This is a genomic window from Flavobacterium pectinovorum (assembly GCF_900142715.1).
GTDB lineage: Bacteria > Bacteroidota > Bacteroidia > Flavobacteriales > Flavobacteriaceae > Flavobacterium > Flavobacterium pectinovorum.
On sequence record NZ_FRBX01000003.1, the window covers coordinates 576,884 to 597,949 of the forward strand.

16 protein-coding genes are annotated in these 21,066 nt (G+C 33.4%); 7 read left to right on the forward strand and 9 right to left on the reverse strand.

Going from position 1 to position 21,066, the window contains the following annotated elements; translation table 11 throughout:
• Positions 1-55: 55 nt before the first annotated feature.
• Positions 56-2,035: a glycoside hydrolase family 97 protein gene (locus tag BUE22_RS13100; protein WP_073395519.1), complete on the forward strand. Its 1,980-nt coding sequence runs from the start codon at positions 56-58 to the stop codon at positions 2,033-2,035.
• Positions 2,036-2,238: 203 nt separating this feature from the next.
• On the opposite strand, the gene BUE22_RS13105 is transcribed toward BUE22_RS13100, so the two are convergent.
• Positions 2,239-3,195 carry an aldo/keto reductase gene (locus BUE22_RS13105; protein ID WP_073395397.1) on the reverse strand — a complete coding sequence of 319 codons (957 nt, stop codon included), beginning with the start codon at positions 3,193-3,195 and terminating at the stop codon, positions 2,239-2,241.
• A 220-nt stretch (positions 3,196-3,415) separates the two neighbouring features.
• Here BUE22_RS13105 and BUE22_RS13110 point away from each other — a divergent pair, with 220 nt between their 5' ends.
• Entirely contained in the window at positions 3,416-3,619 is a 204-nt protein-coding gene (locus tag BUE22_RS13110) for a DUF433 domain-containing protein (protein WP_073395398.1), read from the forward strand.
• Between the two features lie 162 nt (positions 3,620-3,781).
• On the opposite strand, the gene bglX is transcribed toward BUE22_RS13110, so the two are convergent.
• The 3 genes from bglX to BUE22_RS13125 form a co-directional block, all read right to left on the reverse strand.
• Positions 3,782-6,079: a beta-glucosidase BglX gene (bglX, locus tag BUE22_RS13115; protein ID WP_073395399.1), complete on the reverse strand. Its 2,298-nt coding sequence runs from the start codon at positions 6,077-6,079 to the stop codon at positions 3,782-3,784.
• 400 nt (positions 6,080-6,479) lie between these two features.
• A complete protein-coding gene (locus BUE22_RS13120) occupies positions 6,480-7,871 on the reverse strand; it encodes a sialate O-acetylesterase (protein WP_073395400.1) in 1,392 nt (463 codons plus the stop codon).
• Positions 7,861-8,949 carry an SGNH/GDSL hydrolase family protein gene (locus BUE22_RS13125; RefSeq protein WP_073395401.1) on the reverse strand — a complete coding sequence of 363 codons (1,089 nt, stop codon included), beginning with the start codon at positions 8,947-8,949 and terminating at the stop codon, positions 7,861-7,863. Before BUE22_RS13125 ends, BUE22_RS13120 begins: the two co-directional genes overlap by 11 nt.
• A gap of 221 nt (positions 8,950-9,170) precedes the next feature.
• Between BUE22_RS13125 and BUE22_RS13130 the strand changes: the two genes are divergently transcribed.
• Positions 9,171-9,680, forward strand: a complete 510-nt coding sequence (locus BUE22_RS13130) for a C40 family peptidase (RefSeq protein WP_073395402.1) — start codon at positions 9,171-9,173, stop codon at positions 9,678-9,680.
• A 111-nt stretch (positions 9,681-9,791) separates the two neighbouring features.
• Here the strand turns inward: BUE22_RS13130 and BUE22_RS13135 are convergent, their stop codons facing one another.
• On the reverse strand, positions 9,792-11,369 hold the full coding sequence (locus tag BUE22_RS13135) for a L,D-transpeptidase family protein (protein WP_073395403.1): 1,578 nt from the start codon (positions 11,367-11,369) through the stop codon (positions 9,792-9,794).
• 177 nt (positions 11,370-11,546) lie between these two features.
• Entirely contained in the window at positions 11,547-11,963 is a 417-nt protein-coding gene (locus BUE22_RS13140) for a DUF1573 domain-containing protein (protein WP_073395404.1), read from the reverse strand.
• Positions 11,964-12,135: 172 nt separating this feature from the next.
• On the opposite strand from BUE22_RS13140, the gene BUE22_RS13145 reads away from it, so the two are divergent.
• From BUE22_RS13145 to BUE22_RS13155, 3 genes are read left to right on the forward strand one after another with little or no spacing between them, the layout of a single operon-like run.
• Positions 12,136-13,398 carry a sensor histidine kinase gene (locus BUE22_RS13145; RefSeq protein WP_073395405.1) on the forward strand — a complete coding sequence of 421 codons (1,263 nt, stop codon included), beginning with the start codon at positions 12,136-12,138 and terminating at the stop codon, positions 13,396-13,398.
• Positions 13,395-14,078, forward strand: coding sequence for a response regulator transcription factor (locus BUE22_RS13150; RefSeq protein WP_073395406.1), 684 nt, complete (start codon positions 13,395-13,397; stop codon positions 14,076-14,078). Before BUE22_RS13145 ends, BUE22_RS13150 begins: the two co-directional genes overlap by 4 nt.
• 58 nt (positions 14,079-14,136) lie before the next feature.
• Entirely contained in the window at positions 14,137-14,901 is a 765-nt protein-coding gene (locus tag BUE22_RS13155; RefSeq protein ID WP_073395407.1) for an MBL fold metallo-hydrolase, read from the forward strand.
• Positions 14,902-15,067: 166 nt separating this feature from the next.
• Here BUE22_RS13155 and BUE22_RS13160 read toward each other — a convergent pair whose 3' ends face one another.
• The 3 genes from BUE22_RS13160 to BUE22_RS13170 all read right to left on the reverse strand — a co-directional run bounded on the left by BUE22_RS13160 (position 15,068) and on the right by BUE22_RS13170 (position 19,101).
• Entirely contained in the window at positions 15,068-15,382 is a 315-nt protein-coding gene (locus tag BUE22_RS13160; protein WP_073395408.1) for a GIY-YIG nuclease family protein, read from the reverse strand.
• Positions 15,383-15,457: 75 nt separating this feature from the next.
• Positions 15,458-17,662, reverse strand: coding sequence for a B12-binding domain-containing radical SAM protein (locus tag BUE22_RS13165; RefSeq protein WP_073395520.1), 2,205 nt, complete (start codon positions 17,660-17,662; stop codon positions 15,458-15,460).
• A 161-nt stretch (positions 17,663-17,823) separates the two neighbouring features.
• Entirely contained in the window at positions 17,824-19,101 is a 1,278-nt protein-coding gene (locus tag BUE22_RS13170) for an MFS transporter (RefSeq protein WP_073395409.1), read from the reverse strand.
• A gap of 272 nt (positions 19,102-19,373) precedes the next feature.
• Between BUE22_RS13170 and bshC the strand changes: the two genes are divergently transcribed.
• Complete coding sequence (gene bshC / locus BUE22_RS13175) at positions 19,374-20,963, forward strand: bacillithiol biosynthesis cysteine-adding enzyme BshC (protein ID WP_073395410.1); 1,590 nt, start codon at positions 19,374-19,376, stop codon at positions 20,961-20,963.
• Positions 20,964-21,066 lie beyond the last annotated feature (103 nt).

Below are 21,066 nucleotides of genomic sequence, written 5' to 3' on the forward strand. Positions count from 1 at the left end.
TTGCGCTATTAATTACATGAACTTATATCACTTATATGGTGAAAAATATTCCAATATGAAAAATCTATTTGTTCTTTTTTGTTTCTTTTTCTTAAACCTTTCTTTTTCACAGAAGAAACAAGACTTTATTTTAAAATCTCCTGATGGAAAAATTGAGGTTAAAATTGCTGTAAATGATAAAATTTCGTGGACTATTTCACATGAAAAAGATTTGATTTTGGCACCTTCTGAAATGTCTATGACTTTAGAAGGAAATACTGTTTTAGGAAAAAATGCTGTAGTTATAAATTCGAAAAAAGAAAGTGTTGATGCTTCATTTGAAACTCCGTTTTACAAAAAGAAATCGGTTCAAAATAAATACAATCAACTGGTTTTAGATTTTAAAAATGATTTTAGTATTGAATATCGTGCTTTTGATGATGGCGCTGCGTATCGTTTTATAACGAAAAAGAAAAAACAAATTACAGTTCAATCAGAAGAAGTTGTTTTGAATTTCGATCAGGATTACAATACTTTAATGCCGTATGTTCGTGATTTAAGAAATCCGAAAGATCCATTTATTTCATCGTTTGAATCGCATTATGAGAACAAAAAAATAAGCGAATTTGCAAAAGATACTTTGGCCTTTCTACCTTTTTTAATTGATTATAAAAACCATAAAAAAGCGGTATTTCTTGAGGCGAATTTAGAAGATTATCCGGGTTTATTTGTAACGAATAATAGTTCTAAATCTGGTTTTGAATCACGCTTTTCTAAATATCCGTTGAAAGAAACAAACGGTGGATTTAACAACCTCAACAAATTAATTACCGAAAGAGCTGATTATTTGGTTAAAACCAAAGGAACCCGAACTTTTCCGTGGAGAGCGATTGTGATTTCTGAAAATGATTCGGCTTTAGCCAATAATGATATGGTTCAAAAATTATCCGAACCATCAAAAATAAAAGACGTTTCGTGGATAAAACCCGGAAAAGTAGCCTGGGATTGGTGGAACGACTGGAACATTTATAATATCGATTTCAAAGCCGGAATCAATACCCAAACGTATAAATATTACATTGATTTTGCCTCAAAAAACAAAGTCGAATATGTGGTTTTGGATGAAGGCTGGAGTATAGAAACCGACATTATGAAACACAATCCTAATATAGATTTAGAAGCTTTAATCGCCTACGCGAAAGAACGAAACGTTGGTATTATTTTGTGGAGTTCGTGGATGGCGTTAAATAATAACATTGATGGTATTTTTGAGAATTACGCCAAACTCGGAATCAAAGGTTTTAAAGTTGATTTTATTGATCGTGATGATGCCAAAATGGTAAATTCAGTTTATGATATTGCTCAAAAAGCAGCGAATCATAAATTACTTTTGGATTTTCACGGCATGTACAAACCAACCGGAATTCAGAGAACTTATCCGAATATTCTAAATTTTGAAGGCGTAAAAGGATTAGAAAACAATAAATGGACACCAAACGACGATGTTCCGTTATACGATACAACAATTCCATTTATCAGAATGATGGCCGGTCCAATGGATTACACACCGGGCGCCATGCGAAATGCTACAAAAAGCGAATTCAAACCGAGTCATTCTAATCCGGTAAGTCAGGGAACAAGATGTCATCAGCTGGCATTGTACACTATTTTTGAAGCGCCTTTGCAAATGATGGCTGATAGTCCAACGGCTTATATGAAGGAACAGGAAAGCACTGATTTTATTGCTAAAGTTCCGACTACTTTTGATGAAACAGTTTCCTTAAATGGCGAAGTTGGAAAGTTTGTAACAATTGCCAGAAGAAAAGCAAACACCTGGTATTTAGCCTCCATTACCAACTGGGATTCACGAGAAATTACAATTGATTTTTCTTTCCTCGAAAAAGGCAAAAAATTCGAAGCCGAAATTTTCTCTGACGGTTTAAATGCTGATAAAGCTGCAAACGATTATAAAAGAGAAATTATTACCGTTGATTCGACAACGAAGCTAACATATCGTTTGGCAAGTGGCGGTGGTTTGGCTATTATTATAAAATAAATAGAAAATCCGTATTCTATGCTTTTTCAAACCCGACATGTTTTTAAAACCTGTCGGGTTTACGATTTTTTAATCCCACAAAAAAACTGGACTAAAGTCCAGCTCTACAATATGGATCGAGCCAAAGGCTCTTTTACAGTTCCGAAGGAACAAATTATATTGTAGGGCTGGACTTCAGTCCAGTTTAGATTATGTATTGGAAATTAAGATAATATCTTTTCAATCGCATTCAATTCATCTTGTTTAAATTCCATGCTTTGTAAACAATCAATATTATTATTTAATTGACGTACAGAACTTGCTCCAATTAAAACCGACGTAATTCGTTTGTCTTTTTGCAACCATGCCAAAGCCATTTGTGCTAAAGATTGATTTCTATTTTTAGCAATTTCATTCAGCTGAACTAATTTCTGAATTCTTTCTGCCGTAACCTCATTTTCTTTTAAATGTCCGTTTGGGTTATGTGCTCTTGAGTTCTCTGGAATTCCGTTTAGGTATTTATCTGTCAAAAGCCCTTGTGCCAGAGGCGAAAATGCAATACAGCCTACTCCTTTTTCTTCCAAAACATCCAATAAACCATTTTCTACCCAACGTTCCAGCATAGAATATTTTGCCTGATGAATCAAACACGGCGTTCCTAATTGTTTTAAAACATCGACTGCAACACGCGTTTGCTCTGCCGAATAATTACTTATACCAACATACAATGCTTTTCCGCTTCTTACGGCGTAATCTAAAGCCTGCATGGTTTCTTCAATTGGCGTTTCGGGATCTGGTCTATGCGAATAAAAAATATCGACATAATCGACCTTCATTCTTTTTAAACTTTGATCTAAACTTGACAGCAAATATTTTCGGGAACCCCAATCGCCATAAGGTCCATCCCACATGGTGTAACCGGCTTTTGTTGAAATTATGATTTCGTCACGCAGATTTCCCTGAAAATTATGCCAAAGGATTTTACCAAAATTATTTTCCGCAGAACCTGGAACGGGTCCGTAATTATTAGCTAAATCAAAATGGGTAATTCCTTTATCAAAAGCCTCTACTGCAATACTTTCAGCATTATCAAAATTATCTACAGAACCGAAGTTATGCCATAGTCCTAAAGAAATTTCAGGTAATAATAATCCGCTTTTTCCGCATCTGTTATATTTCATTGTTTTAATTTATAGGTTGTAGTTTTAATAGATTTTAAAAATACAAAAAACTCCCGAAGTTTTGCCACAAAGACACTAAGACGCTAAGCTTTTTATTCAAATTAAAAATCGCCACGAATTCACGAATTAATTGTTTAAAAATTCATGGAGAAAAATAAACTACAATAATTAAAAATCTAATTCGTTTTTAATATTTTAAATTTGTTTAAATAATAAAACTATGGAAAATAGATCCCAAAATTTAATTTCGATAAACCCAGATATCAGATTTGGCAAACCTACAATTACAGGAACCAGAATTTGTGTTTCAGATATTCTTTTGTGGTTGTTAAAAGGAATGTCTTTTGATGAAATTATTGAAGATTTTCCTCAATTAAAAAAAGAACATATTCTTGCTGCTCTGGTCTTTGCTTCTCAAATATAATAACTCTCGCAGATTTTGCAGATTTAGGAGATAAAAAATCTGTCGAATCTGCTAAATCTGCGCGAAAAAAAAATCGCCAAAAATTCACGAATTTTTAAACAATCAATTCGTGAATTCGTGGCGAAAAAAAAACTTCGCGTCTTAGCGCCTTCGCGGCAAAACCTATTCTTTTATCTCAAAACCACTTTCCAAACCTTTATCAGAACTTCCTCCAACCATAATTTTAAAAGTTCCAGGCTCAACTAAATAATTTCCTTCATTATCATAAAAACCAAGTTCTTTATTGGTTAAAGTAAAAGTTACCGTTTTAGTTTCTCCTTTTTTCAGGTTTACCAATTCAAAACCTTTTAATTCTTTTATTGGGCGAACTATACTGGCAAATTCATCGTGAATATATAATTGTACTACTTCTTTTCCATCATAATTTCCAGAGTTGGTAACGGCAACGCTAACCTGAACATTTTCTCCTTTGGCAAAAGCCGTTTTATTTATTTTTAAATCTTTATAATCGAATTTGGTATAACTCAATCCAAAACCAAACGGAAATTGAGGCGTTTTCTCCACATCCATATAATGCGACCAAAACACGTTTTTATCACTGTCAATTGGTCTTCCTGTGCTGTATTTGTTGTAATAAATCGGCACCTGACCTACATTTCTCGGAAACGACATTGGCAGTTTTCCACTCGGGTTATAATCTCCATATAAAACCTGCGCCACGGCATTTCCGGTTTGAGTTCCCAATTGCCAAGCTTCAACAATTGCAGGAACATGTTCTGCAGCCCACGGAATACTCAACGGACGTCCATTATTTAAAACCAAAACTATATTCGGATTCACTTTATAAATTTCTTCTAATAATTCTTGTTGTAATCCCGGCAAATTCAAATCTGTTCTGCTTCTTCCCTCACCGCTTTGAAAACCGTATTCTCCCAAAACCATAACCACAACATCAGCATTTTTCGCTGCAGTTTTTGCTGCTTCAAATCCGCTTTTATCTGTTGTATTAAAAACTGTTTCTGTCAGGAAAGTAGCTTTTTGAGATAATAAATCGACACCTTTTTCAAAAGTTAATTGATTGTCTTTATATTGCTGCATTCCTTCTAAAACCGAAACCGCCGTATTATCATCAGCCGCAATTCTCCAGCTTCCAAGCGGACTATTTTTATCATTTGCCAAAGTCCCAATCAAAGCAATTTTTTGTCCTGATTTCTTTAGCGGAAGCAAATTCTTTTCGTTTTTCAACAATACAATCGACTTTTTGGCCATGTCTAAAACGCCTTCATTGTTTGCTTTACTTCCCACAACTTCTTTTTCGCGTTTCTCGTCACAATATCGGTACGGATCATCAAATAATCCCAATTCAAATTTCACGCGAAGAATTCTGCGAACGGCATCATCAACCAAAGCTTCTTTTATTTTTCCTTCTTTTACCAAACCAGTCAATTTCGCTACATACAGATACGATTCCATATCCATGTCAGAACCTGCAATTACGGCTTTTGCCGTTGCATCGGCTTCGTCTTTTGCGTAACCGTGGGCGATCATTTCGCGAATCGAAGCATAATCAGAAATTACAAATCCGTCAAACTTCCATTTTCCCTTTAAAATATCTCTTTGCAGAAAAACATTTCCCGTTGCCGGAACGCCATTCAACGTATTAAATGAATTCATAAACGTACGAACTCCAGCCTCTACTGTAGCTTCAAAAGGTGGCAAAACAGAGTTGTACAACTTAGAATTACTAATATCTACAATATTATATTCCAATCCTGCTTCAACATAACCATACGCTGCAAAGTGTTTTGCGCAGGCCGCAATCGTATTTACTTTAGCCAAATCAGCGGTTGTTTCACCCTGAAAACCTTTTACCCTTGCGTAACCCACTTTGCTTCCTAAATACGGATCTTCCCCCGCACCTTCCATCACACGCCCCCAACGCGCATCGTTTGCAACATCGACATTAGGTCCAAATGTCCAGTTTATTCCAGATGCCGAAGCCTCATCAGCAGCAATCGCCGCCGATTTTTTAATCGCTTCTAAATCCCAACTCGCCGCTTCTGCCAGCGGAATCGGACTTAACGTTTTATAACCATGAATAACATCAAAACCAATGATAAGCGGAATTCCTAAACGGGTTTCTTCAACCGCAATTTTCTGTACAGCACGAACTTCTTTTACACCACGAACGGTTAGCATCGATCCAACCCATCCTTTTCGCAAATGTTCATATTTTAATTCGGCTGTTCCGCCTTTTGGAGCTGGTCCTGTTACATCCCAAAATCCATTATATTGGTTCATTTGCCCCACTTTTTCTTCCAGCGTCATCAAAGGCAAAAGCAAATCGATACGTTGTTCTATGGTTTTATTTTTATCTAAATAAGGTTTTTTCTGTGCATTCATATTTCCAACTGTAAACAGGGCAAAAACCCCAATAGTTATTATTTTTTTATTTTTCATTGGTTAGTTAGTTTAGTAATTTGGGCGTGTCCCTTCGGGTCGGGCTATTCGCTACAAGTCCTCGCACTTCCTGCGTCAGGCTGTGGGCTTTCCACTGCTATCCCTCACGCGATTTACGGTAAACGAGAACTTTTTTATTTTCAAAAGAATTCTACTTTATTCACAGTCTTGTCATCCTGAGCGTCCCGAAACTTCCGGAGAAGGAACGCAAGTAACTCGACAAAGATTGTCGATTCAGTATGCGAAGTTTCTAGTGCGATCTCTCCTCTGTCGAGATTGACAAACTTTGTGTTCATCACTTTACGGGACTTCTCCCGAAGTTTCGGGACGCTCAGTCTGACAAAAAACAAAATAAAATCAGTGACAATCTTTTAAACCCGTAAAATCCGTGGCCAATTCTCTACTCGACAATAAAACAAGACGCCGGCAAATTCGCTTTATTAAACAAATCAGATTGTATTGTATTTCCCCAAGCGAATCTTACTTTCACGGGATTTTCAACTTTCTTGCTTACCAAAATCACCTGATTATTTTTTATTGAAGCTTCTGCAGGAAAGAAAATTCCATCGGCTCCAGCCAATTCAAATTGATTCGAAATTTTATTTTTAAAATGCAATCCTTCTGCATAATCAAACGAAACAATTACTTTATTTTTTTCGACTTTAAAATCTTTAAAAAGTGGTCCGTTTACCAAATTAGACTTTAGTCCCGAAGCTTCGGGATACGTTTCTGCCAAAGCCAAATTCGCCAAACGAATTCCGACATCTTTTTTATTCTTTGGATGAATATCAATTGTATCAGAAATATCAGAAGTCAAAACCATTCCAGTTTTCGGAACTTCTTTTAAAATTTTTCTTTGAGAATTTCTAACAATAACATTTGAGAAGTTATTGCTGCCCGTTTTGTACGGCGCAATTTGAACAAAATAAAAAGGAAATTCGTCCTGCCAAGCTTTTCTCCAAGACGTAATTAAAGCCGAAAGTGTTTTATTATAAACCAATGAACCAACATTCGATTCACCCTGATACCAAAGTGTTCCTGCAATTTTAAAACCCGTAATTGGATAAATCATCGCATTATAAGCACGTCCCGGTTGGCGTGGTCCGTATTCTTGTTCGTTGAGTTTTTTGGCATTTTCTAATAAAACAGGATCATTTTGCACGACTTCTTCCGGTATCCAGATTTCTGCCGGAGTTCCGCCCCAATTGGAAGAAATTAATCCGATTGGAACATTTTTTAAATCTTCTCTCAAACGTTTGGCAAAAAAATAGCCAATCGCGCTGAAGTTTTTCATCGTTTCCGGAGTCGATTCGACCCAATTTCCCAGCAAGTTATTTTGTGGCGTTGTCGCAGTTAATTTCGGAACGGTAAAAAATCTGATATTAGGATTTGCCGCATTTTTCATTTCCTCTTCGCCATTGTCAATTCCCCAGCTTGCAGACATTTCCATGTTCGATTGTCCCGTGCAAAGCCAAACTTCACCAATCAAAATATTTTTAAGAACAACTTCATTATATCCTTTTATCGAAATGGTAAAAGGTCCGCCGGCTTCTGGCGTTTTAATATGCAATTCCCATTGCGCCTGATTATTGGCGACCACTTTATATTCCTGATTATTCCAGCTCGAAACCAATTTGATTTCTTCTTTTGGACTTGCCCAACCCCAAATTTTGACTTCAGCATTGCGCTGTAAAACCATATTGTCGCCAAAAATATTCGGAAGTGTAACGTTTGCCATCATAGTACTGGAAATCAATAGAAAGAAAACAAACTTAAATATATTATTTTTCATTTAAGAGCTTTTTTAGAAATGGAGCATATTCAGCTGCTAAAACTTTGTGATCATTAACATCAGGATGCCCTAAACAACCTTTTGGAGTCATTGGTTTAAATTTAAAAATCAAGATTGGTTGATGTGTTTTGTCTTCCGCGAAAGCGTTTTTAACTTTCTTCAGACAATCTTCAAAAACTAATGCTCTTTCTCCGCCTACCATTGGGCTGTTTGTGATCACAATTTGTGCTTTCGGATTATGTTTGTACAACATTTTTATAAAGTTGATGTAGTTTGAAACATGCTTTTCAGCATTAAAAGGAAGACGCTCTTTTTTGCCATCTCCACCAGAAAAATCATTGGTTCCCAAAGCAATACTGATAATATCAGGCTGAAAAGCAAAATCGTATTTAGGTTTAGAATTGTCTTTGGTTAAATATAAATTCTGATAAACATCAGGCATTATCGCTTCGTCTTTGTTCTCGTCGTTCCAGTTTCTATACATTCCAATTCCGGAAACGGAGCTTACCAAATAATCAACATCAATTTTTCTTGAAATTCTGGGGCCATAAGCAAAATAACCATTATGATGATCCATATATTCTCCCTTATCACAATCAACTGAATCACTCGCAGCAGCACAAGTAATAGAATCACCAATAAATTCGATTTTCTTTTTCTTCTTTGCAGAAATTGAAGTTAGTTTTGCTGTTGTCCCGGCAAATAAAATATTTCCGCTTTGAGCTTCGGTATTTTTATAAATTTCAAGTCTATGGACTTTTTTGTTAGTTGTAGTTTTTATTGGAAAAGACTGAACTGCGCCTTTTTCAATTCTTATTTTTCCCAAATATTTTCCATCTAAGACCAACGAAACATAATTATGATGTTCGTACGAATCAACACTTTGAAGCGAAATTGAACATTCGGTTCCAGTAAAATTAAATGAAACAGAAGAAGCTGTTCCAATTAAAATTACTTTATTATTTTCAAGTTTATCAACTCGGCCGTTATAAAGAAATGTATTGGTTTTGTTTTGAGATTGAGAAACAACCGAAACCATCAAAAACAGAATTAAAAGCGGTATTTTTTTTAGAAACATAATATTATTCGTTAAATCTAAATGAGATTCACAAATATATCTGAAATAAGGTTTTAAAAAAGATACTAAAACATCAAAAGACAATAAAAAAACACCAAAATATTATATTCTTTTTTACGTTTTATTATTCACATCAAAACCTCGTAAAGAACTATTGCTTTGATATTCAAAAGCTACGCGCTATCTTTATAAATTAATGTTCTGATTCAACTTCAAAAAAAATGAAATCAAGTCTCTATATATTATTTTTTTCTGCCATTTTATGTTCTTCGTTTACTTGTAAAAAAGAAGATAAAACAGAGGCAATTCAAATTCAGAAACCATCAACTAAAATCGACCGCGATTCTATTGTCAGTTACGCTAAAAACTATATAGGCGTTCCGTATGTATATGCAGGAAGTGATCCGAAAAAAGGATTTGACTGTTCCGGATTTGTGAGTTATGTTTTTAAAAATTTTGGCATGACTTTACCCAGAAGCTCCAGTGGTTATAAAGATTTGGGAACTGCATTAAATCCTGAAGAATTTAAAGTTGGTGATATTTTGGTTTTCTACGGCTATAAAGACAGAACTGTTGTGGGACATCTCGGCATTATTTGCGAGGCTAATGGAATGCAATCTAAATTTATTCACGCTTCATCTGGAAAAGTGCAAAGCGTTACTATTACTTCATTAGACACGGAACATTACACAAAACGTTTTTATAAATGTATTGATGTAATTTCTAAGTAAGGTATTTTTTTGCCACGAATTGCACGAATTATCACAAATTAAATATCATGCTTTTCCGCCCATAAAAATTGGTGGAAATTCGTGAAATTCGTGGCAGAACTTTTTTAAAATTTATTCCTCAGTCAATAATTTGATTAAACTATCATCTCTTTTATAAACATCTTTATAAAAATTCAAATTTCCGTCTCGATCTACCCAAGCAGTAAAATAACCAATGTAAACGGGAACTTTCTTTTTTAGACTCACCCAGTTTTCTTTTCCTGCGTGCATTGCTTTATCAATTCTGGCAGGCGTCCACGAAGGATCTTGTTTTAAAAGTTCGATTGCCAATTCTCTTGGTTTTCCTACACGAACGCAACCATGACTAAAAGCTCTGTTTTCTCTTTCGAACAAACTTTTTGCAGGCGTATCGTGTAAATAAATATTATTTGAATTTGGGAATAAAAACTTCACTAAACCAAGCGAATTATTTTTTCCGGGTAATTGACGAACAGCACCGTTATTCCATTCCAGATTTTTCTGAGCCAGGTAATTCTTGTTCTTAGCCATTCCGGGTTTTATTTCACTTTTAATGATACTTGGAGGAACATTCCAATACGGGCTAAATACGATATTGTTCATCATTCCGCTAAAAATAACGGTTTTATTCATTGTTTTTCCTACCACGACCGGAGATACAAATGCAATATCATGATTGCGAATTAAATACAATCTAAATTCCGGGATGTTGACTTCGATATATTCTTTTCCTTTTTCAAGTTCAGGATCTATCCATCGGCAACGTTCCATATTAGCAATTATGGTTTTGATTCTTTCTGAAACAGTAACATTGAGCTCAGCAATATGTTCTGGTAAAATGATGTTTTTTGGAGTTAAACCGTGGTGTAATTCATAAGTTCTAATAGCTTTTATTAAAGTAGAATCACATATATTACTTTTAGTATCTTCTTTAAGATCTCCGGTTACGTAAAGTCTTTCTCTTATTTGCCCAATTGAAGCTACAGAATCTCCTAATTTAAAACTTTTAAAATCGACGTCAGTCTGAATGGCTTTCCATCCTCCTTTCTTTTCAATTTCTCTGTATTCATGCAGTGCGTCACGAAGCTTATAATATTGACTGAACATCTTGCTCTTTTTGTCATCACTAATCGTAGCTTTGTTATAAATAGAATCTGAAAAAACCTGATAATTGACTTTTTTTCGTGGCAAAAGCCATTCCAGCTCTCTTGAGGTTTTTTCGTCTACGCCAGAAACTTTCTGAACGTAATAAAAATACAAGTTTGAGATCATTAAATCAGTATCTGATTTTGATAACTTATTTTCAGCGGTATGTTCAAAAACAGGATTGATTTGTTCCTTATACGGAAAATTAGCTTTTAAACCTTCCTGTTCTAATCCTTTGTATTTATTGAATAAGGTATTTCCGTACTCTACAACACCTTTGTTGTCCAGCCACAATTGAGTCGATTTATTTTTCTTGTATAAAGCAAAAACCTCATTCTGAAACTTAATCAGTTTAGGATATGTTTTATAAAAAGCGGAAATACCAGCACTATCGATTTTAATTTTCAGTTCAGGAACTACTTCCTCTGAAGGTTTTTTTAATATTTCTTTGCTTTCTTCTTTCTTATTACAAGAAAAAACAGCCATAAGAAGCACAAAAGCAACAATCGAATAGAAAATTTTCATAATGATTTTTTCAATAAAAATAGAAAAGTTTTGATACAAATAACGCTTTTACAAAAAATAAAGTCACTCACTTACGAACAATTATATTCTTTTAAAACAATTTAATTAATGAGCATAAAAAAACTCCGGATACATTACATATCCGGAGTTTTCCCCTTTATAATCAACCTTTTATTTTTAGATAACTGTTCCTTTTAATGTAAGGATTTTTGGTGTTTCTTCTGCACTTGTTGTTACAGTAACTGTTTTTGTAAATGCACCTTTATTTGCTGCATTATAAGTTGCTGTTACTTTTGCTGATTTACCTGGTAAAATTGGCTCTTTTGTGTAATCTGTTGCTGTACAGCCACAAGATCCTTTTACATTGGTAATTACAACGGCAGTTTTTCCTGTATTTTTAAATTCGTAAACAATTGCTTTTGGTGTTCCTTGCGGAATCTCACCTACATCAACTGTTTCTGCTTTCCAAAGTATGGTTGATGCTGCAATTGTACTGTTTTCATTTGTGTAAACTAATGACTGAACTGGCGCTATAGCAGAGAAAGACATTAATCCTAAAGCTAAAGCCAGCATTGAAATTTTGATAATTTTCATAATAAATTTATTTAAAGTGGTTTATGGTTAAATTTCCTTTATCAAAAGTAGTTTAGATAAAAACAATTCGCTGTTAAGCGGTTTCAAATGTTTGTTAACGACTTGTTAACGGATATTTTTCATTTAGTTTCTTTTAATTTTTAACTATATTACACTATCAAAATACTTTTCATTGAAAATAAATAAACTCAACAGTATCATTCTTTTAGGACTTATTGCTATCATAGGTATTTTGGTAGCACAATTACTTTGGACCAGAGAAGCCTTTACTTTAGAGCAAAAAAAGCTAAGCCAAAAAACCCATATTGCATTGCTTGAAGTGGCAAAAAAGCTATACGAAGGCACCAATCATGAGTTGCCGGCGCAGAATCCTGTTCAGAAAATTGCCAATGACTATTATATAGTAAATGTCGAAAATGATTTTGAACCTGATATTCTGGAATTTTACCTGAAAACGGAATTCAAAAAAATGAATATCACTACTGATTTTGAATATGCTATGTACAATTGTCAAAGTGACGAAATGGTATATGGAAATTATATTTCATTATCTAAGCAAGAAAAAGGAAAACAATCCGTTTATTTTCCGAAGCATAAAAATCTTGTTTATTATTTTGCTGTTCGTTTCCCCAATGAAACATCTTATCTGTTTAGTTCGATGCGTTTTTGGTTTGTACTTTCAATCGTATTGATTCTTATTCTGTTAATTTATGTCTATTCTATTTTTACGCTTTTACAACAAAAAAAATATTCTGAATTGCAGCGCGATTTTATCAATAATATGACGCATGAATTTAAAACACCGCTCTCTTCGATTTTAATCGCCTCGAAGTACTTAATTGAACAAAATCCGATTAAAGAAGATAAAAAACTGCATACTTATACAGACATTATTATAAAGCAAAGTCATAAATTAAATCATCATATTGAGAAAATTTTAAATACTTCAAAGTCTGATTATAAGACTTTAGAACTAAAAAAAGAATCTATTTTGATTGTTCCTGTTTTGGAAGAAACAATTGAAAACATTGCATTAAAGTACCCTGAAGCAAACATAAAAATTAGTGCAAAATCAAATGATTATAAAATTGAAACCGACGTTTTTCATTTTACCAATTTGATTTACAATTTATTAGACAATGCAGTGAAATATTGTAATGAAAAACCTGAAATTACGATTAAGATTACAGAAGAAAATCAGGTTTTAAAATTAGCTTTTATTGATAACGGAATCGGAATTTCGATTAAAAATATATCTTTAATCTTTGATAAGTTTTACCGCATTCAAAATGAAAAAAGCAATGAAGTCAATGGTTTTGGCCTTGGTTTATACTATGTAAAAGAAATTTGCAATTTGCAAAACTGGAAAATAAAAGCCGAAAAGAACGAAATAAAAGGTGTTACTATCACCATATCAATTCCTTATAAAAAATGAAAAATTTTAAAATTCTTTATACCGAAGATGATGAAACATTAGCGTTTCTGACCAAAGACAATCTCGAACAAAATAATTACGACGTAGTTCATTGCTGTGATGGGAAATCAGGTTTGGAAGCTTTTAAAAAAGAAGATTTCGACATTTGCATCCTTGACATTATGTTGCCAAAAATGGATGGATTTGAATTGGCAACCGAAATTAGAAAAAGTAATACTGATATCCCTATTATTTTCCTTTCGGCCAAAACCTTAAAAGAAGACCGTATTAAAGGATTGCGTTTAGGTGCCGACGATTATCTCGTAAAGCCCTTTAGCATTGAAGAATTATTATTGAAAATTGGAATTTTCCTGAAACGTTCGCAGAAAAATAATATAACAGAAAGCATTGTTTATACTATTGGAAAATATCAATTTGATTTCACGAATTTCTTTCTTTTTAATGAAGATGAAAAAATAGGCCTTACACAACGCGAAGCCGAACTTTTAAAATTATTTTATGATCATAAAAATATGGTTTTAAAAAGAGAAAAAATACTTTCGGCACTTTGGGGAAATGACGATTATTTTACAGGAAGAAGTCTGGATGTTTTTATTTCGCGTTTACGCAAAATTTTAATCAATGAAGAAGGTATTTCTATAGAAAACATACACGGTGTTGGTTTTCGTTTTAAGATGTAATTTATTGCTACTATTTATTTCAAAATTTTGTATTTTTAATATCTAAACTTTTTCAGATATGAAATTTCATCATTTAAGAAATGCCACTTTAGTTATAGAAACAGATGAACATGTTATTTTAGTTGATCCGATGTTAGGAAAAAGAAAAACGATTCCGCCTTTTACCATCTTTCGATACAAACCTAAAAGAAATCCATTAGTTGCTCTTCCTAAAAATAGTAGGGATATTTTAAGTAAAGTTACACATTGCCTGATTACACATTTGCATCCTGATCATATTGACAAAGCCGGCGAAGTTTTTTTAAGACGAAAAAACATTCCTGTTACCTGCAGCATTAAAGATGAAAAAACACTAACAACAAGAGGTTTAAATATTGTTCAAAGTTTGAATTATTGGGAACCACAAGAATTTTTAAACGGGAAAATTACTGGAATTCCTGCTATTCATGGTTACGGATTTATTGCAAAATTAATGGGGAATGTAATGGGTTTTCATATTGAATTAGCAAATGAAAAATCCGTATATATTAGTTCTGACACTGTTTTCACAGAGCATGTTCAAAAAGTTCTTGTTGAATTTAAACCTGAAATTGCCGTTGTAGCCTGCGGAACTGCCCGACTTGACATTGGTCAGCCTTTGTTAATGCGAATGAACGATATTTTGAAATTTGTTGCTTTAGCACCAAATCAGGTTTTTGCAAATCATTTGGAGGCTTTAAATCATTGTCCCACAACTAGAAAAGAATTAAGAGAAGCATTATCAGAGAATAATCTTTTGGATAAAGTTTCGATTCCTGAGGATGGGGAGAATGTTTCTTATTGAATTAAAATTTTGTTTTAAATTTTGTCAATCTTTGTCGAGCTACTTGCGGAGATTCCTCCTCCGTCGGAATGACAAACTTTGTGATGACTTTGTGTAATAAACTTAGATAATACGTTCTGTATGTCATTCCGACGGAGGAGGAATCTCCGCAAGCAACTCCGCAATACTATTCAAATAAATAATTCAAAAAATCGAAATCCGGATTAATTGTTTTTATCAGCTCTAATTTTTTCTCTCTCCTCCATCCTTTAATTTCCTTTTCACGAGTAATTGCATCCTGAACCCATGTGAACTTTTCGTAGTAAAGTAAAAACTCAACAATATATTTTGAAGCAAAAGTTTTATTCTTTAATAAAATATTTTCTTTATGTTGATTCAGCCTTATCCTTAAGTTATTTGTAACTCCAGTATAAAAAACCGTTTTGGTTTTATTTGTTATAATATAAATATAATATGTATGAAAACCTTCTTGAAATTGCATAATTAATGAATTCTTATTCTGATATAAAAATAAGAAAATTCTTTAATTTAAAATTTTATTTACGATTAAAAAAATCTACAAAATCAGCAACCCAAACTCACGCAAAGTATTAATTGGTTTTGAATACCAAAACAATTCAAAATCATCTAATTGAGTTTCAAAGTCAGCTTTTATTTCCTGAAAAGTATAATTTTTACCATTTGAAATAGCAATCTTTTTTAAGATATCAATCAGCCATTCTCCTTCATTTTTATTGGTTTGAATGTTGAAGCTTTCTTTTTTATCATGAAAAGTAAAGGTCATCATTTCCCATGTTTGGCCTTTTTTTGATTTTGTGAAATATTCAACAGAAGGTTTTCCTCCCAACCAAACCACTTTTGCATTTGGTTTTGTGTTGAAATCATTTGTGTCTTCAAGTGCATTAAAAATAAAATACGGATCAATTTTAGTTTTCGGAATTTTAAAATCGAACCAATCCTGAAGTTCGTAATCAAAACAAATTCCGTGCATGAAATTAAAAAGCGATTTTTTTAGTCCGAAACTAAATTTATCGTGGTTGATTCCTGTAGCATCGGTGTAATCAATATCATTATTGGCAAAAGTTCCAATGGCTTCTGTTATTTTTGTTACACCAAATTTCTCCGGATATAAACCAACTGGACTATGTGCTGTCATCGCAAATTGATGCCAAAAACCAGATTGCAAAATTCCGGCTTCAAATAACTGACGAACCATTTCTAAGCTGTCAATTGTTTCCTGAACAGTTTGTGTTGGATATCCATACATTAAATACGCATGAACCATGATTCCGGCTTCGGTAAAATTACGGGTTACCTTTGCAACTTGTTCAACCGTTACACCTTTGTCTATTAATTTCAATAATCGGTCCGAAGCAACTTCTAATCCTCCGGAAACGGCAATACAACCAGAAGCTTTTAGCAATAAACATAAATCTTTAGAAAAGCTTTTTTCAAATCGAATGTTTGTCCACCAGGTAACCGCTAGTTTTCTTCGCAAAATTTCCAAAGCCAAAGCACGCATTAAAGCTGGTGGCGCAGCTTCGTCAACAAAATGAAAGCCATTTTGACCCGTTTGCTGCATCATATCTTCCATTCTATCACACAACAAATTAGCCGCAACAGGTTCATACACTTTGATATAATCTAAAGAGATATCACAAAAAGTACATTTTCCCCAATAACATCCGTGCGCCATTGTGAGTTTGTTCCAGCGTCCGTCGCTCCACATTCTATGCATTGGATTTACGATTTCGATAACAGAAATGTATTTATCCAAAGACAAATCAGAATAATCAGGCGTTCCGACTTGTGCTTGTTTGTAATCGTGTTTTAAGGAATTGTTTTTATAGACCACTTTTCCATCTTCCAATAAAAAAGTTCGCTTATATGAATTGGCATTTGGGTTTTCCAGATTGAAAATTAATTTTTCAATTGGCACTTCGCCATCATCTAAAGTAATAAAATCAAAGAATTCGAAAACGCGAGCATCAGAAAGAGAACGTAATTCGGTATTTGGAAAACCGCCGCCCATTGAAATTTTAATTTCCGGATGGTTTTGTTTTATCCATTGTGCACATCGAAAAGAGCTGTATAAATTCCCCGGAAAGGGAACAGAAATCAGGAAAAAAGTTGGTTTGATAATTTCAATTTTTTCTTTTAAAATCGAAATTAAAATTGAATCTATATAAGTTGGTTTCTGCTGTAAAGCCTGATATAATTCATCAAAAGAATTTGCGCTTCGGCCTAAACGCTCTGCATATCGGCTAAAGCCAAAATTTTCGTCGACACATTCTACAATAAAATCCGAAATATCTTCAAGGTATAAAGTGGCCAGATGTTTTGCTTTATCCTGCGTTCCCATTGTCCCAAAAGCCCAATCAAGTTCTTCCAATTGCGCAAAACGAGAAGCTTCGGGCAGAAAATCTTCCTGACAAATCTGTAAAGCCAAAGTTGGATTTTTTCCCTGCAAAAACTGAATTACAGCATCAATCGTTTTAATGTATTCATCCTGTAAAGCAAAAATACGTTTTGAATTATCTGAAATATCTTGATTCAGGCTTTCAAACCTGAAACCTGAAACTTCAAACAAATCAATTAAACCTTTCTTCGAAAACAATTCTAAAATCACATCAATACCCAAATCTGCCTGAACCGATTCGATATTTTTTGTATTTAAAAATCCTTTTATATACGCAGTCGCCGGATACGGAGTATTCAGCTGTGTAAAAGGAGGTGTAACGATGAAGAGTTTGCTTTTCAAAAGAATTATTTTTTGCAAAAATACGGGATATTTAGAGACTTTTTGTGAAAAGATTAAAAGGAGTTTTTAGTTTCATTTTTAAACCACAAAGTCCGCAATCCCGATAGTTATCGAAGTTGTGGACTTTGTATATGTTTTTGCAAAACTTTGTGGTTAAGATCCTAAAACTTATGCTCCTCTTTACTAATTACCAAAAATGAGATCAAAGAAATAAATGCTGCTCCCATTAAATAAAAACCTACATAACTCACATTATATGTTGATGCCAGCCAAATTGCAATCATAGGCGCAAATGCCGCACCCAAAATTCCAGCCATATTAAAAGTTAATGATGCTCCCGAATAACGAACATTTGTTGGAAACAACTCTGATAGAAAAGTTCCTAACGGGCCATAAGTAAATCCCATTAAAGACATTCCGATACAGGCAAAAGTCGTAACCAAAACAATATTACCAGAACTTAAAAAATAAGAAAAGAAGAAGCCAAAAACAGCTATAGCTGCTGTAGCTATAATAAGCATTTTACGACGGCCTATTTTATCTGCAACTACAGCCGAAACCGGAATAAAAAGGGCAAAAAACAATACCGAAAATAATTGTATTAATAATCCATTTCTTTTAACAATTCCTAAATCTGATGTAGCCCAGCTCAATGTAAAAACGGTCATTAAATAAAATACCAAAAAGGTTGTAATGGCAGAAAATGTCCCGAAAATTAATTGATTTTTATAGGATTTAACCAGCGTTAAAAACGGAATTTTCACTTCTTCATGCGCATTTTTAGAATTTTCAAAAGAAGGTGTTTCTGTAATTTTAGTTCGGATATAAAAACCTACTACCACCAAAAGAGAACTGGCAATAAACGGAATTCTCCATCCATAATCCATAAAATCTTCATTGCTCATTGAATCTGTTAACAATAAAAAAGTTCCTCCGGAAAGCAGTAATCCTATTGGAGCTCCCAATTGCGGAAACATTCCATACCAGGCACGTTTATTCGGCGGTGCATTTTCGATGGCCAACAAAACAGCGCCTCCCCATTCGCCTCCTAAACCAACACCTTGCCCAAATCGGCAAAGCATTAACAATAAGGGAGCAGCAACACCAATACTGGCATAACTTGGCAAAAATCCAATGGTAACTGTTGAAATACCCATTGTTAGTAAAGCAGCTACTAAAGTAAATTTACGTCCAATTTTATCTCCATAATGCCCAAAAAAAGCAGACCCCAAGGGACGCGATAAAAAGGCAATTGAAAAAGTAGCTAAAGATTCCAGAGTTGCCATCGTCGAATCTGCACCCGGAAAAAATAATTGTGGAAAAACCAATACTGCTGCATTGGCATAAATATAAAAATCAAAAAACTCGATTGTGGTTCCAATTAAGGATCCAAAAAGAATATGTTTTAAGGAATTCTTTTGGGCAGGATTATTTTTCATGCAAAATAGATATATCTTTTTTTTGATTACAAAAATATAGTTTCGTTGTGAATATTTCACATTTAGAACAAATAGTTTCAATACACTTATTCTTTTTTAACAAATTAGGCTTATTTTACATTTTAAATAAATTTGAATTTAATCAAAACTAAAAACTTGATTAGATGAACTTTAAAACAAAAAACGAAAATCAAATCTTAAGCATTCGTTAAAAACACTTTTAAGTATATATTTTCATTAAATTTACAGCTGTCAAAAATAAATCTAAAATTATGCCCACCGACTGTATCAGCTACCAAAACTCAGGATATTTTTCTAAATTGATACAAGATTACTTAGATCAAAAACCCGAACTACAATCTCTATACAATCATTTTCCAACGCTGGAAAACTTTGAAAAACAAATCGTTGAAAAACAATCGAATTTTAATAACAATAACCGAATTCCGCTTGTTGCCACTTTAAAAAAGCAATATCAAAACATTGAAATTTCTGATTCTACGAAGCAAAATATCGAGCTTCTGGCTCTAGAAAATACTTTTACAATTACTACAGGACATCAATTAAACTTGTTTAGTGGTCCGCTGTATTTTTTATATAAAATTATTTCAACGATTAATCTTACCAAAGAATTAAAATCAAAATATCCGACATATAATTTTGTTCCCATTTATTGGATGGCAACAGAAGATCACGATTTTGAAGAGATCAATTATTTTAATTTTAAAGGAAAAAAATTCAGATGGAATAAAGAAAGTACTGGTCCTGTTGGCAGACTTTCGACAGAAGGCTTAGCGGAGTTTTTCGAAATTTATTCCTTAGAATTAGGCTCAAGTACAAATGCCGGCGTTCTGAAAAAACTTTTTGAAGAAGCTTATTTAAAACACGAAAACCTTGCTGATGCCACACGTTTTTTGGCCGATAGTTTATTCGCTCAATATGGTTTAGTAATTCTTGATGCCGATGATGCCGATTTAAAACGTGCTTTTATTCCTTTTGTAAAAGAAGAATTAGAAAATCAGACTTCTTTTAAAGCTGTTCAGCAAACGACAGAACAATTGCAGGATTACACTGTTCAGGTTAATCCACGTGAAATCAATTTATTTTATATTGAAGATACTTTGCGTGAGCGAATTATTTTTGAAAATGATAAATACTTTGTAAACAACACTAAAATTTCATTTTCAAAAGAAGAAATTCTAAAATTATTAGAAAGTAATCCTGAAAAATTTAGTCCAAATGTGATTATGCGTCCGCTATATCAGGAAATTATTCTGCCAAATTTATGCTACATTGGCGGAGGCGGAGAAATTGCATATTGGCTGGAATTAAAATCATTTTTTAATGCCGTAAACATCACTTTTCCGATGCTTTTGGTTCGAAATTCAGTTCTTTTAAGCACCGAAAAACAAGCTAAAAAAGCTGATAATTTAAATTTAAGCTGGAAAGACCTGTTTACAAAACCTGCCGATTTAGTTAATACAATCACACATAAATTATCTGCTTTTCCAATTGATTTAACGCCACAAAAAGAAACGTTAGAAAAACAATTTGAATATCTTTACGAATTAGCACAGCAAACCGACAAATCATTTACCGGAGCTGTAAAAGCACAAGAAGTAAAGCAAAAAAAAGGTTTAGAAAATCTTGAAAAAAGATTATTAAAGGCACAAAAACGAAAATTAGATTCAGAATTGCAGCGCGTTACAGATTTACAATGCGAGTTATTCCCGAATCAAAGTTTACAGGAACGTCAATCTAATTTTTCTGAATTTTATTTAGAAAAAGGCGAGCAATTAATTCCGCTTTTAATTCAAAAACTAAAACCATTAGAAACGAATTTTAATATAATTATGATATAAAAAATGTTTGCCACGAATTTTCACGAACGTGAATCCTTAAGAAAAATTCGTGGAAATTTGTGCAATTCGTGGCAAACAAAAACAATAAAGTAATAATCATCAG

What these genes read in the sequence shown, in the direction of transcription:
- BUE22_RS13100 (WP_073395519.1), top strand. Translation starts at nt 56, where the DNA reads ATGAAAAATCTATTTGTTCTTTTTTGTTTCTTTTTCTTAAACCTTTCT.
- BUE22_RS13105 (WP_073395397.1), bottom strand. Translation starts at nt 3,195, where the DNA reads ATGAAATATAACAGATGCGGAAAAAGCGGATTATTATTACCTGAAATT.
- BUE22_RS13110 (WP_073395398.1), top strand. Translation starts at nt 3,416, where the DNA reads ATGGAAAATAGATCCCAAAATTTAATTTCGATAAACCCAGATATCAGA.
- bglX (WP_073395399.1), bottom strand. Translation starts at nt 6,079, where the DNA reads ATGAAAAATAAAAAAATAATAACTATTGGGGTTTTTGCCCTGTTTACA.
- BUE22_RS13120 (WP_073395400.1), bottom strand. Translation starts at nt 7,871, where the DNA reads ATGAAAAATAATATATTTAAGTTTGTTTTCTTTCTATTGATTTCCAGT.
- BUE22_RS13125 (WP_073395401.1), bottom strand. Translation starts at nt 8,949, where the DNA reads ATGTTTCTAAAAAAAATACCGCTTTTAATTCTGTTTTTGATGGTTTCG.
- BUE22_RS13130 (WP_073395402.1), top strand. Translation starts at nt 9,171, where the DNA reads ATGAAATCAAGTCTCTATATATTATTTTTTTCTGCCATTTTATGTTCT.
- BUE22_RS13135 (WP_073395403.1), bottom strand. Translation starts at nt 11,369, where the DNA reads ATGAAAATTTTCTATTCGATTGTTGCTTTTGTGCTTCTTATGGCTGTT.
- BUE22_RS13140 (WP_073395404.1), bottom strand. Translation starts at nt 11,963, where the DNA reads ATGAAAATTATCAAAATTTCAATGCTGGCTTTAGCTTTAGGATTAATG.
- BUE22_RS13150 (WP_073395406.1), top strand. Translation starts at nt 13,395, where the DNA reads ATGAAAAATTTTAAAATTCTTTATACCGAAGATGATGAAACATTAGCG.
- BUE22_RS13155 (WP_073395407.1), top strand. Translation starts at nt 14,137, where the DNA reads ATGAAATTTCATCATTTAAGAAATGCCACTTTAGTTATAGAAACAGAT.
- BUE22_RS13160 (WP_073395408.1), bottom strand. Translation starts at nt 15,382, where the DNA reads ATGCAATTTCAAGAAGGTTTTCATACATATTATATTTATATTATAACA.
- BUE22_RS13170 (WP_073395409.1), bottom strand. Translation starts at nt 19,101, where the DNA reads ATGAAAAATAATCCTGCCCAAAAGAATTCCTTAAAACATATTCTTTTT.
- bshC (WP_073395410.1), top strand. Translation starts at nt 19,374, where the DNA reads ATGCCCACCGACTGTATCAGCTACCAAAACTCAGGATATTTTTCTAAA.